We start from the raw sequence: 14,517 nt of genomic DNA, 5'->3' as shown, positions 1-14,517 counted from the left end.
TTTATACAAACAACCATCCTTCCGAAGGAAGTCCTTTAGCCCCCGGCTCATTTCCAGTGGCGGAAAAATGGGTAGAATGCCGATGCCCTGTGCGATGGGATTGGCCTTGGAATGCTTTCAAAAGATCATCCCATCAAAAGGGATGATCTTTTGAAAGATATTCCCGACAACAAGGCATTCTATCCATGTGCGGGAGGCCGTGCGAAAAGCCACCTTAAATGGGCCGAAGCCTTTTGGTTACTTTTGGGCTCCAAAAGTAACGAAGAAATCGTAATCCTTAAATGAGCCAAAGCGTTACGGATTCGAGTTGTTTTTGGTATCCGTGAGCTCCTTCGTCGGTTTTGGTTAATTTGGGCTTCAAAAGTAACAAAGAATCTAAAGTGAAGAATCTGTACAGTTAGTAAGCACAGTTACTTTCATTCTTGATCTCGGATCAGGGACCTATCCACCAATGATGTTAATTTCTGTATGGCACCAGAGAAGAAAACCTCATCAAAATTAATAAAACCCATTAGGGTTTTATTTACCCCCCAACTCTATGGTCCGTTTCTCCTTCGCAGACTTCATAGCTGCGTCCAAGATCTCCACAGCGGTTACATTGACCTGAAGACCATATTGATCCAATGGATCTAAAACTATCGAACCATTAACCACCGCTACAAGCAATGAAAACGGGTCATTGAATGGTGCTGGCCTTGCATCTAATTTCAAGATTTCTTCGGGTTGGTTTTCTTGCAGGCGCGTTTTTAAGGTTTTTGCATCGGCTGCTATCGCATAGCCTTTATTCCCATAGACTTCCATATCCTTGCGTGAATAGGTCCAGTTCCAAGAACCTTGAATGATACATTGGGCTTCTGGATATTGTAGAATGATGGTTGCCTCATCGTCCACTTCTTTATAGATTTCTGGCTTATTCTGTTGGACTACAGCGGTCACTGACAATGGTCTTTTCCCATCCATCAACCAAGTCATCAAATTGGCACCATAACAACCAAAATCTACTAGAGCTCCTGCTCCATTTTTTGCAGGGTCCGTCAATATCTCTAAAAATTCCTTGCTCACTCCTATCTCCTTAGGTCCTTGGTGGCCATCGTTGACCATGACCTTCCTTATTTCACCTAATTTGCCGTCCTCCAACAGACCTTTAATCCTTTGGTTACTTTCATACCAAGAGGTTTCAAAATTGGTAAGCACATGGATATTGTTTTTCTTGGCTAAGGATTCAATTTCTTTGGCATCTGCCAAATTGGTAGCCAAAGGCTTCTCTACCATCACATGGACTTTTTTGGGAGCACAGGCCCTTACTACGGCAATATGCTCGGAAATAGCTCCAAATGCCGAAACCGCATCTGGTTTAACCTTGTCCAACATCTCTTCCAAATTGGAAAAGAACAAGGACCTATCTAATTGATAGCGTTTCATATATCGCTCCACCAATTCCGGATTGGTTTCATAGATTCCCACTAGCTGCATATCCTGCTTATCCTTCCGATTGAAAACCCAATCTACATGTCCGTGGCTCAAGCCAGCAACCGCCAATTTCAGTGGCTTCTGCGCAAATAATGGGGTTGTGCAAACTATGATGAAAATACTGAGCAAGAATGATTTCATGTTTATTAAGTTTAGGTGATGGTCTCTGCGACAATTTTGTCTATCTAAAATATAGAAAATCAACAACAAAAATCCTCTACCCCATCATATTTATCCTTTGATAACAAAATTGTTCCAATATGCCGAAGGATTAAGCATACCATTTCCTAGATTAATTTTTTAACTTTAACAACAGTGAACCAAATATAAATTTTATGGAACTACCTTGGGCAGAGCCCTATAAAGTAAAGATGGTTGAAGAAATCTTTATGTCTAGCCGAGAACAACGTGAAAAATGGATCGAAGAAGAAGGCAACAATCTTTTTAACCTGGCAAGCGACCGAGTTTTTATTGACTTACTAACGGATTCCGGTACGGGAGCCATGTCTGACCGACAATGGGCAGAAATTATGATGGGCGATGAAAGCTATGCTGGATCTCAATCGTATCTCAAACTCCGAGAAGTCGTGCGCCATACCCTAGGCTTCCCCTATTTCTTGCCAACCCACCAAGGAAGAGCCGCCGAGAACGTACTTTTCAGCATTCTCGTGAAAGAAAACAATGTGGTACCGGGAAACTCTCATTTCGACACGACAAAAGGCCATATCGAATTCCGCAAAGCCCATGCAATAGACTGTACCATTGATGAGGCCTTTGACATCAATAACCTTCACCCTTTCAAAGGTAATATCGACCTCCAAAAGCTTGAAGAAGTCTATAAAGCACATCCAAAAGAAAACATTCCATTCTGCATGATAACAGTTACCTGCAATTCATCTGGAGGTCAACCGGTATCTATGCAAAACATCAAGGACGTAAAGGCCCTATCCGATCGATATGGAATTCCAGTTTTCTTTGATGCGGCTAGATTTGCTGAAAATGCCTATTTCATCAAAGAGCGCGAAGATGAATACCAAGACAAGACTATCAAGGAAATCGTAAAAGAGATGTTTTCTTATGGAGACGGATTTACGATGTCTGCTAAAAAAGATGGCTTGGTGAATATTGGCGGTCTTTTAGGCATGCGAAACGAACAGCTCTACCGTGCCTGTGGCAATATGGGAATTATCTACGAAGGATTTATCACTTATGGAGGTCTTGCGGGCAGAGATCTAGCAGCATTGGCACAAGGGCTTTTGGAATCGACCGAACTACCCTATCTAAAGGCTAGGATCGACCAAGTGGAATACCTAGGCAATAAACTTATTGAATATGGAATCCCTATCCAAAAACCAATTGGAGGACATGCTGTATTCGTAGATGCCTTAAACTTCCTGACCCATGTACCTCGCGAGGAATATCCAGCCCAAACATTAGCGATTGAACTCTATAAAGAATCCGGCGTCCGCGGGGTTGAAATTGGGACCTTACTTGCAGATCGAGACCCCGAAACAAGAAAAGACCGTTTCCCGAAGTTAGAACTACTTCGATTGGCAATTCCAAGAAGGACTTACAGCTATAAACACCTGGACTATGTGGCAGCTGCCCTAAGAAACATCTTTGATAGACGAGAAGAGATCAAATCAGGTCTAGAAATCGTATGGGAATCAGAGATCTTGAGGCATTTCACCATCTTGTTGAAAAAGAAATAAAAGCATAAAAAAAAGAGTGAACATTTAGGATAAATCCGATGTTCACTCTTTTTTATTTTAAGCAAAAAGGCAATTTTTAGGTATAGATCATCCTTAGAACAAAAATAACAATACAAATAAGTGTAGGAATAAGGATTGATCTTGACCTGTACTCAAGATCTTTCGGAATAAAGTTCTTATTGAATAAGGAAATGATTGCCAAACCTATGGCAGAAACAAATACTCCAACAATAAAACCTAGGATATCAATTGATATTGAAACCTTCGTCATGAGTAAGCCAATAAAATAACCAGAAATAGAAAGTGCCCCAATTCCGATTGCCAACAATAAAAAGGCTAAACCATACTTTTTCAGGATAATATAATTTATCATGGCTAGAATAAAGCCATATAAAATTCCAAAAACAATACTGATTATGAAGATGAAAAAATTGGTATATAACGCAACAGCATTTTGATCATCTGTCAACTGCTTATCCATTGCTTTTCTCCTCGTTAGATCTTCTTGGTATTCGGTTTGGATCTGGTTTTCGATTATACTTTCAACTTCGATTTTCTCCTCTTCAGAAAACACTCGCCCTCTTTCTAGCAAGATTTCCAAGGCCATCTTTTTCGCTTCAGGAACCTTTCTCGAGCCTGGTTGGATAAATCCTTCCAGCTCTTTGTCGGAAAGCTTCTCTAGTACACTTTTTTTAACCATAAAATTTCAAAAAAATAGGCTTTTACGAATGATAACATTCAATCTGCAAAGGTATAATTCAACGGAAATAAAATTAAATCTTTATAACATTGTTAATAAATTGGTAAATATAAATCTACGGGTTTTTCCCTGTAAAGGCTAATAACTCTTTTCCTCTTCGATTTCATCCCGAATCCGTTCGTTCACATTTAGTTTAGCCCCGATAAAAGAAAAGATGCCGGTTCCATATTCCCTTGCATATTGGTTTTCAATGGAAGCCGCTAAATGGGCCTTTTCAAAATAAGGAGCAGTTTCTGCGAATTCTTTCTCAACCTCCGGAGCATTCTTAATGCGGATGATATTTTTATATGGGATATCCAGATCAAACCAATTCAGATAATCAGCATTAAAAGAAACTGCTTGGATACCTAACTTTGAATAATAATTGATGGCTCCTGCCTGACCATAATTATCGCATAATACTAGGGTATTCTGGGCTGCAGGCATTGTTCTATACACCGAGTCTACCTTTCGGGCCAATTCAGACCAGCCTAGCATATCAGCAAAATCCTGTGGTAATTGATGTTCCTTTCCGTCTTCCCATCTCAACATTCCAAACTTTCTATAATATTCAGGATGCTTTACGATGTATTCAGGTGTCTTATTGGGAAAAGCAATAAAAAACAAAGGAAGGAAGAGAACAAAACTTAATATTAAGATTACTGGTTTTAATAATTTTGCCCAAGCTTTCTTGTCTAGTAGATGTGACAAATAAACTGATCCAAACGCAAAATAAATAGGGTAAAGTCCTAAGGCATAATAATCTTTGGCTTTAAAGAACAGGAATATGGCGAAAACAAAGAAAAAGGTCCAAAAGAAAACCTTATACTTTTTAAAGGTTGAATATTTCACCAATCCATAAAGTCCAATAATAAACAGTAAATAGGTCCCTGGAAAGAACATCAATTGCGAACGGAGAAAGCCCCACCGATCCACATGGACCAGTTGGGTTTCCGACAATTCCTTCATGTGTCTCAAGACTGGGAAATCATTCCTATATTGCCAGATAATATTGGGAAGGACCAAGAATAAAGCCAAAAGGATACCGAGATACAATATTCGATTTGTAAAGATTTTCCTTTCTGGAACCAGGATAAACGCTGGCACTAATCCCATGACTAGAAAAAGGATATTGTACTTATTCAAAAAACCAACAGCAAATGCGAGACCTAGGTAAATGAGCCATTTGTTCTCATTCCTATTCAGGTATTTAAGCAAGAAAAAGAACATTGAAGTCCAGCATAGCACATCCAATGAATTTGGCTGATAAAGAGTATTTAATCGTAGATAAACTGAGAAGGTAACACATGTTGTACCCAATAGCAATGCAAAAAGGTTTCCTTTCAATTCTTCAATGGTTTTCCAGACCAGCAAAATGGTCAAAGCCCCAAATAATGCTGGAAAGAAACGGATCCAAAAGACACCATTACCCAAAAACTTAATGATTAGGGAAATCCAAGAAGTCATCGGAGGAACGGACTGAAATCCCCAAGCCAGATGATTGGCTTGGTCTAAATGTAAAAACTCGTCTCGTTGAAGGTCATAGATAGGGTGAACCAAAGAATATTGCAGAATAAACTTCAATACAATAAAGCCGATTAGGATAATAATGTTAGTCTTGGTCATAATGCTAAGACAGATTAGTAGGGCAATTTATTACAAATAAAAAGCAAAATAATCTGAATGAGTATGTTCAACTAAGTTACAAAAAATTAAGGTCAATTGAATGTAGCCGATTGATTTAAAATAAGTTGCAATTGGAAACTTTAGTTAATCCACTACTTGATAGACACCCTTGTCTGGTCCAAAACTAAGTGTTGTAGGCACAAAATAAGGAATGCCCATATAGATCAGTTCAGTGCCTTTACCAGAAAAATATTGGTCATTCTTTGCCAGCAAAGCGAAAGCTTTACGCTTTTTATCACGCCAACCAAATGGGGTATAATAAAGACTTCCAAGCAAAGTATCTGCTTTGATTTCACCTTCCACCTCCCCCGTTATGAGATAATCACCTGGACCATTGACTTTATATTTCCCAACAAATCGTTTTTCATGTAGGATTAGATCAATCGTAACAGTATCTCTGCCTTGATAGGAAACCAATTTTTTTTCAATTAAATCCTGTTGGTTCAAATCTGAACAGCTTTGAAGGAAAACAATCGAAAGAATAGAAAAGAAGATGATTAAGCTTTGTCCTGTGTTTTTCACTTCTTAAATATAGGCTATTTTTGGTTTTCTTCTGTAAAGAATATTAATAGAGAATGAATATTAAATACATTTTACCAAAAAAAGGCGGCAATTTCTTGCCGCCTTATTAGTGCTCCAAAAAATTTTACTCCTTATGCATTCTAACAATCTTCGGGATAAACTTTCCTTGGATATCAACAAGTTCTCTTTGGGAAAGCATAACCTGTTCAATATCCTTGTAAGCCAGAGGGTTCTCCTCTACTGATCCTCCGATCAGTTTGACATTTGCACTAGAAATCAGCTTTTTCATGGCAGAGTTAGTCATATTATCATTGGCTTTTTGCCGGCTCATTGCACGTCCAGAGCCATGGGAAGCAGAATTTAAGGCATTCTCAATTCCTCTGCCTGACACTAAATATGCGGCTGTTGTCATGCTACCGGGGATGATTCCTAATTCCCCTTGATGGGCTGGTGTTGCGCCTTTGCGATGGATTATGGTCTCTTTACCATCCGAAAGAACATCTTTCCAAGCAAAATTATGATGATTCTCCACCATCGCCATTGCCTTCAGTCCCAACGCACTTAATAGGTTTTTATGGATACGGTCATGGCAAGCTTTGGCATAATCACCGGCTAAATTCATGGCTAACCAATATTCCTGTCCAGCTTCTGACTCCATGTCCAGCCAGGCTAATTGCTGTGCATGGCGAGGTAACTTACAGCTTTCCATAGCGATTTGGGTATACTGTTTAGCAATGGCTGCACCCAATCCACGACTTCCAGAATGCGTGAGCAAAGCGGTATAGACCTTGGGTTCCAAACCGAGACCATTATTTTCCATTAACTCAATTTCACCAAATTCTACAAAGTGATTCCCATTGCCCGAAGTCCCTAATTGTCTGGCGGCCTTTCCTCGCAATGGTTTGAGAAAAGGCAGTTCATTGAACAGGGAATGGTCCAAGATCTCATGGTCCTGTCTGATTTCCAGGCCTCCTTCCATACCGAAATGAGTATGGTTTTTAATGGCTTGCACAATCTGGTATTCATACTTTTTGGTAAAACCTGCTGCAGCATCGAGAATAGAGAGTGCCATTCGACATCCAATATCCATTCCCACAGCGTATGGAATTATGGCTTGTTCGGTAGCCAAGACCCCTCCAATTGGCAATCCAAATCCCATGTGCGCATCTGGCATCAATGCTCCCTGAACACTTACTGGCAACATACAGGCTATTTCCATCTGCTTCTTTGCAGAAGATTCAATGCCCTTACTTCCATAAATCTTGCAGGGAATCGGTTCTTCTCTTAATTCATAAACCTTGAAATTCTGTTCTTTCACTTTTCCAATAATCTTTTCCGCTATTTTCTTGGTCTCTTCGTTTTCCAAAAATGCCTCTGGATTATTCTTAATTTCCACAAGCAAGTCAAGCAATTCTTGTTTGCTGTGATGTTTGAAATTTTTGCTGGCTATGTTAATGACCAAGCTTCTGAGCTGATCATTCTGATAACCTATTTTACTTAAATCTTTTGTTCTTAAATTGCCCATTGGCTCTAAATATCTAATTCCAGGAATCGTTCTTTGGAACTGTACCTGGGAATGTTTTTAATTCTGTTTTTATACTTTGGTTTCTCGTCAAGAAAGCGATTACCCCGATAGCCTTTACCGGATGTCAACCGGTCGATTCTAGGCCAAAGGAAATTCTTGTTGATATGATTATTGACAAATGCTAATTCCCGCTCTACTTCAATATCGAGCTTTCTAGCATGTGTTACAAAATGCGGCGCAACTTTCAATTTATAGCGCCAGGGTTCAGTAAACACATAGCTGATACTCGTCCTTTTCGCATATACATTGTAGGTTTCCACTTCCATGAAATAAGCTCGTTCCTCTTCCGTTAACTTCATTTTATTATCAATCCATTCATAAGAAGCAAACTCACGAAGGAATTGCCGCTTATATTCATAGCCTGACCGCTTTTTTTTCCGTTTCTTAAACTTAAAATCCTGATCATGATGGTATTCAACAGTATTGATCTTTTCCAATAAAGCCTCAAAGAAATCCTTTCTAGGATTATACCTTAGGTCATCATGCAATACAAAATATCGCTTCCAACCACGTTGATAAGGTTGTTCAATTTCCACGAAAGGCAAACTCCATTTGTATTTACTGAGCTTGCTATAACGCCGCCACAAGGCAATCAACCTTTTGTCTCTATCCTTTTTGACAAGTTGCTTTTTGCGTCGAGCAGATTTCATACCGCGCGACCAATCCAAATTGCTCATCGCAATTAATTACATGTTTTCGAATTTGATTTTCTGATTCTGTTCGTCCTTGATTAGGATATACCCTTTTGAAAGTGCTCAGAAAACCCAAGGAAATTAAGGCAGAAGCATTGTTGCAGAACAATACTCACTATATATTAAAATATAAGGGATTTGACTGCCTATTTAGGCAATGAGCGAAAGGGACGATATGTTGTTGTGCTCTGTCATGATTTCTTTGGATTTATGGATGAATAAATCTAAGAATTATGGGCAAAAGTATGTATTTGTTTAAAAGTCTGCAAATTAAAGATTCAAAAAGAAGCTCTATTAATCAATAAATGACCATTTTCTTTAAACTCAGCTACATTTTATCCCTTTAAAAAATAATCATTATTTTTTTTCCTTGTGTAACTACTGTAACCTAAAATCACTTCGCCATATCTGAATTTTGCATTATTAATTAAATACGATCAGGTATGTATAAAAGATTTATAGTACTAATTATTATCCTTTCTTCATTGAGCAGCTATTTAAAGGCGCAGCAGCCATTGAGCTTAGAAGAAGCGATCAGCCAAATGAAGCAGAACAATTCGCAGCTTCGGGTACAACAAAAAGAAATTGACTTCTCCAATGCAGAACTGGAAGGAACTAAATCTGGATTTCTTCCGAAAGTATCTGTGAGCCACACGGCATTTTTCACCAATGACCCTTTGAATTCATTTGGATTCAAGCTTCAGCAAAAAACGGTGACCGCAGCAGATTTCAATCCGGACCTGTTGAACAACCCTGATGATATGGCTCATTTCAATACCAAACTAGCCTTTCAACAACCCCTTTTGAACTTTGATGTCTATTCGGCAAGAAAAGCCTTGAAAGAAAAAATTGCCGCCAATCAATACCAAAAGAAATTCGCAGAAGAGATGCTGGTTGTAGAGATCGAAAAAGCCTATAGCAACCTTCAGTTCCTTTATGAAGCGAAGAAAGCTGTAGAAAAGGGACAGATTGCCTATGAAGAGGTATTGCGCAACACCAGAAATATGGAACAACAAGGATATGCCAAAGCTTCGGATGTCTATTTGGTACAGGTAGGACTCTCGGAGGTTCAGAACAAAGGTATTGAAGTCGACAACCATATCTCTAATCTTTCGGATTACCTGAACTGGTTAATGGGCAAGCCTGCCAATGAAATCTACATACCTGATACGCCTCTGGCTAGCATGAGCTTAGCTACTGATCAATTGACGTTCTCACAAGAAAGAGCTGACATCAGGGCCATGGTTTCAGGCTTAGCAGCACAAGGACAGATGATTGATATGAACAGAAAAAAATTACTGCCAAGAATCAATGCCTTTGGGGAATATAACTTCAACGACAAGAAGATTGTAGGCTTCGGTGCAAATGGCTACTTAGCTGGAATCTCGCTTTCATGGGATATTTTCAATGGGAATGAAACCCAGAATAAAATCAAACAGAGCCAAATCTCCTATGCGAAGGCTGAATCCGAAATGCTAGTCTATGTTGAAAAACATGAATTGGAATTGCAGAAAGCTAAACGCGATCTAGTTGCCAATCAAGCAAAGATCCGCTTAACGGAAACTGCACAAAAACAAGCTTCTGAATCCCTAAGGATTTTGGAAAACCGCTATAGCCAAGGTCTGGAAAAAACCTCCGACTTATTGGTTGCTCAAGCTAAGGATTTCGAGAAACAAGTGGAGTTGTTGGAAGCGATCAAAGAATACAACCTTTCCATCATACAAATTAAGTTTTTAACCCAACCATCAAATTAACTCATAAAATGAAGACAATATTAACATCTATAAGCTTTTTAGCTCTTTTGGGCTCCCTTTCTTCCTGCTCGAATCAAGCAGAACAAAAGAAGGTGGAACTACCAGCTATCTCTGCAACGATAGGACAAACTGCAGGATCAAACCAAGGAAAATATGTAACTGCCAGCGGTAAAATAGAAGCAGAGAACAGTGCGATGATCAGCACGCGATTAATGGGATTCGTGACTGATATTACCGTCAAAACCGGACAAAAGGTCTCTCAAGGTCAACTATTGGCTCGAATCAGCAGCAATGACCTGGCCGCTAAAAAAGCACAGGCAGAAGCTGGAATTGCACAAGCAAATGCAGGCTATAATAATGCAAGAAAAGATTACGAACGCTTTGAGGCCTTGTTTGCTCAAAAAAGTGCTAGCCAAAAGGAACTGGATGATATGAGCACCCGAATGGAAATGGCAAAGGCAGGATTGGAAGCTGCCAAACAAATGCGCAATGAAGTCATGGCACAATTCTCCTATTCCAATATTACCGCTCCTTTCAGTGGAGTTATTACCGGGACTTTCATGAAGAAAGGTGATATGGCGAATCCAGGTATGCCAATTATTAGCATGGAAGGTGCTTCTAAACTTCAAGCGGTAGTGATGGTATCCGAGAGTGAGATCTTGAATATAAAAAACGGCATGAAGGCTGATGTGACCATTAAGTCGACTCAAAAAACCATTAAAGGTAGAGTAGCTGAAATGAGCAGTTCTGCACAGAATACAGGCGGACAATACATCGTCAAGATCAATTTAGATGAACCTGCGCAGATCCTTTCAGGCATGTTTGTCCAAGCGGTATTCCCAATTGAACGCAGTGCATCTGCAGAATCGGCGACAAGCATGACCCTTATCCCGAAGGAAGCCATCATTGAGGAAGGGCAATTGAAAGGAATCTATGTCCTAAATGACCAAAACATTGCACTATTGAGATGGGTAAGGTTGGGTAAAACCTATGGAAATGATGTTGAGGTCCTATCCGGCTTATCAGAAAATGAAAAGTATGTGCTAAAGGCTGATGGACGATTATTCAACGGAGTTCAAATCAAGGCTAAATAAGCCTTCAGAACAGGTAAAAATCTTTAAAATTTAAATTCAGAGCAATGCAAAATGGTTTATCAGGTAAAATAGCCTCGATGTTCTTGAACTCCAAACTATCCATACTGTTGATGGTTGGGTTGATGATCATCGGTGTATATAGTTCTTCGTTGATCCCTAGAGAGGAAGAACCTCAAATCAACGTCCCAATGGCCGACATTATGGTCGGTTACCCTGGTGCAAGCCCGGAAGAAGTTGAAAGAAGGGTATTGGAACCCTTGGAAAAAATCATTTCCAATATCAAAGGTGTGGAACACCTACATAGTACTGCCATGAACGGGCAGGCCATGATCATCGTCCAATTTTATGTGGGCGAAGATATTGAACGTTCCTATGTAAAACTCTATGATGAGTTGATAAAAAACCAGCATATATTCCCTCAGGGTGTGTATCCTCCGGTTGTTAAAACAAGGTCGATAAACGATGTGCCAATGTTGGCACTGACCCTTTGGAGCGATCGATACGATGATTTCCAAATCCGTCAGATGGCGGAAGAGGTATCCTCAGAAATCAAAAAGATCAAGGATGTCTCGACCATTAAAGAAATTGGTGGCCGTAGTCGCGAATTGAAAGTGGTCTTGGATAAAGATAAGATGGCTGAGAATGGTGTTGATGCCTTGAGTATCATGCAGATGATCCAAGCCAATAATGGCAGCATGCAGTCAGGTAGCTTTGTTCAGCACGATCAAGAGTTTTTATTGACAACTGGTCAATTCTTGGCAAGCAAAGAAGATATGGAAAACTTGGTGGTTGGTGTGCACCAACAGATGCCAGTTTACCTAAAACAGGTCGCACAGATCAATGATGCTGCTGGAACAGCCAAAAGCTATGTGTCTTTTGGATACAGCAAGAACAATGAGAACTTCGAAAGCAATCCATCGGAATACCCTGCTGTCACCCTTTCCATTGCGAAAGTGCAAGGCGCGGATGCGATGCAGATTTCGGAGCAGATCTTGAAACGTGTAGAGAAATTACAGGACAACTTGATCCCTAAGGATGTAAAAGTAGAAGTAACCAGGAACTATGGGGAAACAGCTTCACATAAAGTAAATGAATTGCTGTTCCACCTTGGAGTGGCCATTGTAGCAGTTACGGCATTGGTAATGCTGGCTATGGGCTGGCGTGGTGGATTGGTTGTGTTCCTTTCTGTACCGCTGACCTTTGCTCTGACACTCTTTAGCTATTATATGCTGGGCTACACCTTGAACCGGATTACCTTATTCGCTCTGGTCTTTGTCGTAGGTATCGTGGTGGATGATAGTATTATCATTGCAGAGAATATGCACAGGCATTTCAAGATGCGCAAACTGCCATTCAAGGATGCCGCTATTTATGCGATCAATGAAGTAGGTAACCCGACCATCTTGGCAACTTTCACTGTTATTGCGGCTATTCTACCGATGGCCTTCGTTTCAGGAATGATGGGCCCTTATATGAGCCCTATGCCAATTGGTGCATCCATTGCCATGTTACTTTCCCTATTTGTTGCATTGACCATTACGCCTTACCTAGGCTACCATTTATTGAATGAAAAAGAGAAACAACATGAAAAAGAGGAACAGGGACACCAGACCAGTTGGATTTATAAGATCTATAACAAGTTTGAAAAACCCTTACTCGACAACTCCAAGAAACGTTGGTTGGTTCTAGGGCTGACTGTGGTTCTTCTATTTGGATCGGTGGGTATGTTCTTTACAAAATCGGTTGCCGTAAAGATGCTTCCGTTTGACAACAAAAATGAATTCCAGGTGGTGATCGATATGCCGGAAGGCACGACCTTAGAAAGAACATCGGCCGTAGCCAAGGAAATTTCTCAATATTTAACGACTGTGCCTGAGGTTGTAAACTATCAGAATTATATAGGAACATCGGCTCCGATTACCTTCAATGGTTTGGTTCGTCACTATGACCTGCGTGGTGGAAGTAACATGGCAGACATCCAAGTGAATCTGTTGGACAAAACGGATCGTGATGAGCAGAGCCATGCTATTGCAAAGCGTATTAGACCAGCGATTCAGGCCATTGCTCAAAAGCATCATGCCAATGTGAAGATTGTTGAAGTTCCTCCTGGCCCTCCAGTATTATCGACCATTGTTGCGGAAGTTTATGGTCCTGACTATCAGGAGCAGATCAAGGTGGCTTATCAAGTCAAGGAAATCCTGAAAAAGACCAATGATGTGGTCGATGTGGACTGGGGAGTTGAAGATGTGCAGACCGAATATAAATTGGAAGTAGACAAGGAAAAAGCCATGTTGAATGGTATTGCTCCACAACAAGTGGTTGGCAACCTGACTTATCTCTTGCGTGAATACCCTATTTCTAATCTTTACGATGAAAAGTCGGTGAATCCAGTGGGCATCGTGATGGCCTTAGACGATAAGGACAAAACGAATATTGACGATATCCAGAACCTGAAGATCAAAGGTCAGCAAGGCAACATGGTCCCTGTTCGTGATATCGTACAGGTAAAACAAGATACCCTGAGAAAATCCATCAGTAGAAAGGATCAGCAGCGCGTTGTTTATGTCCTTGCGGATATGGCTGGTGATCTGGAAAGTCCTGCTTATGCCATCTTGGGAATGGAGGAAACCCTGAAGCAAATGAAATTGCCTACAGGATATGAAATCTCCGACCTATACATGGGTCAACCTAAGGAAACCAGCAATTTCACAGTTAAGTGGGATGGGGAATGGCAAATTACCCTAGAAGTGTTCCGTGACTTAGGAATTGCCTTTATGGTCGTGATCATCATTATCTACATGCTGATCGTAGGCTGGTTCCAAGATTTCAAAACACCGATTGTCATGATGGTGGCAATCCCATTATCACTGATCGGAATTGTACTCGGCCACTGGCTGTTGGGGGCCTTCTTCACGGCTACTTCATTCATTGGGATGATTGCCCTGGCTGGAGTTATGGTGAGGAACTCCGTGTTGCTGATCGACTTTATCGAGATCAGGCTGAAGGATGGAATTCCATTGAAACAGGCCATCATTGATGCTGGTGCTGTCCGGACCACGCCTATCCTTTTGACGACTGGAGCGGTGGTTCTCGGTGCATCGGTTATTCTTTTCGACCCTATTTTCCAAGGTCTAGCCATCTCTCTGGTGGGTGGTGCCATCGTATCTACGATCTTGACCTTGTTCGTCGTGCCATTGGTATACTATATCGTGGAACGCAAAAAATGGGCAAACAATAAGGATTAATTTTTAAGATCTACTATT

11 protein-coding genes are annotated in these 14,517 nt (G+C 40.5%); 5 read left to right on the top strand and 6 right to left on the bottom strand.

Annotated elements, in window-relative coordinates; translation table 11 throughout:
* The first annotated feature begins 111 nt into the window (after positions 1–111).
* Positions 112–285 (top strand): hypothetical protein, encoded by a 174-nt coding sequence (locus CKW03_RS20290; protein WP_157739405.1) that lies wholly within the window; start codon positions 112–114, stop codon positions 283–285.
* A 234-nt stretch (positions 286–519) separates the two neighbouring features.
* Here the strand turns inward: CKW03_RS20290 and CKW03_RS05900 are convergent, their stop codons facing one another.
* Positions 520–1,611 (bottom strand): Gfo/Idh/MocA family protein, encoded by a 1,092-nt coding sequence (locus tag CKW03_RS05900; RefSeq protein ID WP_093094985.1) that lies wholly within the window; start codon positions 1,609–1,611, stop codon positions 520–522.
* Between the two features lie 194 nt (positions 1,612–1,805).
* On the opposite strand from CKW03_RS05900, the gene CKW03_RS05895 reads away from it, so the two are divergent.
* Positions 1,806–3,182, top strand: a complete 1,377-nt coding sequence (locus tag CKW03_RS05895; protein WP_093094983.1) for a tryptophanase TnaA — start codon at positions 1,806–1,808, stop codon at positions 3,180–3,182.
* A 76-nt stretch (positions 3,183–3,258) separates the two neighbouring features.
* Here the strand turns inward: CKW03_RS05895 and CKW03_RS05890 are convergent, their stop codons facing one another.
* The 5 genes from CKW03_RS05890 to CKW03_RS05870 all read right to left on the bottom strand — a co-directional run bounded on the left by CKW03_RS05890 (position 3,259) and on the right by CKW03_RS05870 (position 8,391).
* Complete coding sequence (locus CKW03_RS05890) at positions 3,259–3,882, bottom strand: hypothetical protein (protein WP_093094982.1); 624 nt, start codon at positions 3,880–3,882, stop codon at positions 3,259–3,261.
* A gap of 138 nt (positions 3,883–4,020) precedes the next feature.
* Positions 4,021–5,547: a glycosyltransferase family 39 protein gene (locus CKW03_RS05885; protein WP_093094980.1), complete on the bottom strand. Its 1,527-nt coding sequence runs from the start codon at positions 5,545–5,547 to the stop codon at positions 4,021–4,023.
* Positions 5,548–5,691: 144 nt separating this feature from the next.
* Positions 5,692–6,129, bottom strand: a complete 438-nt coding sequence (locus tag CKW03_RS05880) for a hypothetical protein (RefSeq protein WP_093094978.1) — start codon at positions 6,127–6,129, stop codon at positions 5,692–5,694.
* 124 nt (positions 6,130–6,253) lie between these two features.
* A complete protein-coding gene (locus CKW03_RS05875) occupies positions 6,254–7,654 on the bottom strand; it encodes an RtcB family protein (RefSeq protein ID WP_093094976.1) in 1,401 nt (466 codons plus the stop codon).
* Between the two features lie 5 nt (positions 7,655–7,659).
* Positions 7,660–8,391, bottom strand: a complete 732-nt coding sequence (locus CKW03_RS05870; protein WP_093094975.1) for a hypothetical protein — start codon at positions 8,389–8,391, stop codon at positions 7,660–7,662.
* Positions 8,392–8,849: 458 nt separating this feature from the next.
* On the opposite strand from CKW03_RS05870, the gene CKW03_RS05865 reads away from it, so the two are divergent.
* The 3 genes from CKW03_RS05865 to CKW03_RS05855 are packed head-to-tail and all read left to right on the top strand — an operon-like array spanning position 8,850 to position 14,499.
* Positions 8,850–10,160 (top strand): TolC family protein, encoded by a 1,311-nt coding sequence (locus tag CKW03_RS05865; protein WP_093094973.1) that lies wholly within the window; start codon positions 8,850–8,852, stop codon positions 10,158–10,160.
* 8 nt (positions 10,161–10,168) lie between these two features.
* Positions 10,169–11,254, top strand: coding sequence for an efflux RND transporter periplasmic adaptor subunit (locus CKW03_RS05860; protein ID WP_093094972.1), 1,086 nt, complete (start codon positions 10,169–10,171; stop codon positions 11,252–11,254).
* A gap of 44 nt (positions 11,255–11,298) precedes the next feature.
* The gene (locus CKW03_RS05855) at positions 11,299–14,499 is read left to right on the top strand and encodes an efflux RND transporter permease subunit (protein ID WP_093094971.1); all 3,201 of its coding nucleotides are present in this window, start codon (positions 11,299–11,301) and stop codon (positions 14,497–14,499) included.
* The last annotated feature ends 18 nt before the right edge of the window (positions 14,500–14,517 follow it).

Origin of the sequence: Sphingobacterium mizutaii, from assembly GCF_900187125.1 — a bacterium.
GTDB classification, from domain to species: Bacteria; Bacteroidota; Bacteroidia; order Sphingobacteriales; family Sphingobacteriaceae; genus Sphingobacterium; species Sphingobacterium mizutaii.
Note: the sequence above shows the minus strand (reverse complement) of the source record. Positions and strands in the feature narration are given on the sequence as shown.

Bases quoted from the DNA above. Each gene is read 5' to 3' on its own strand.
- CKW03_RS20290 (WP_157739405.1), top strand. From the start codon at position 112: ATGCTTTCAAAAGATCATCCCATCAAAAGGGATGATCTTTTGAAAGAT.
- CKW03_RS05895 (WP_093094983.1), top strand. From the start codon at position 1,806: ATGGAACTACCTTGGGCAGAGCCCTATAAAGTAAAGATGGTTGAAGAA.
- CKW03_RS05875 (WP_093094976.1), bottom strand. From the start codon at position 7,654: ATGGGCAATTTAAGAACAAAAGATTTAAGTAAAATAGGTTATCAGAAT.
- CKW03_RS05860 (WP_093094972.1), top strand. From the start codon at position 10,169: ATGAAGACAATATTAACATCTATAAGCTTTTTAGCTCTTTTGGGCTCC.
- CKW03_RS05870 (WP_093094975.1), bottom strand. From the start codon at position 8,391: ATGAGCAATTTGGATTGGTCGCGCGGTATGAAATCTGCTCGACGCAAA.
- CKW03_RS05865 (WP_093094973.1), top strand. From the start codon at position 8,850: ATGTATAAAAGATTTATAGTACTAATTATTATCCTTTCTTCATTGAGC.
- CKW03_RS05855 (WP_093094971.1), top strand. From the start codon at position 11,299: ATGCAAAATGGTTTATCAGGTAAAATAGCCTCGATGTTCTTGAACTCC.
- CKW03_RS05890 (WP_093094982.1), bottom strand. From the start codon at position 3,882: ATGGTTAAAAAAAGTGTACTAGAGAAGCTTTCCGACAAAGAGCTGGAA.
- CKW03_RS05885 (WP_093094980.1), bottom strand. From the start codon at position 5,547: ATGACCAAGACTAACATTATTATCCTAATCGGCTTTATTGTATTGAAG.
- CKW03_RS05900 (WP_093094985.1), bottom strand. From the start codon at position 1,611: ATGAAATCATTCTTGCTCAGTATTTTCATCATAGTTTGCACAACCCCA.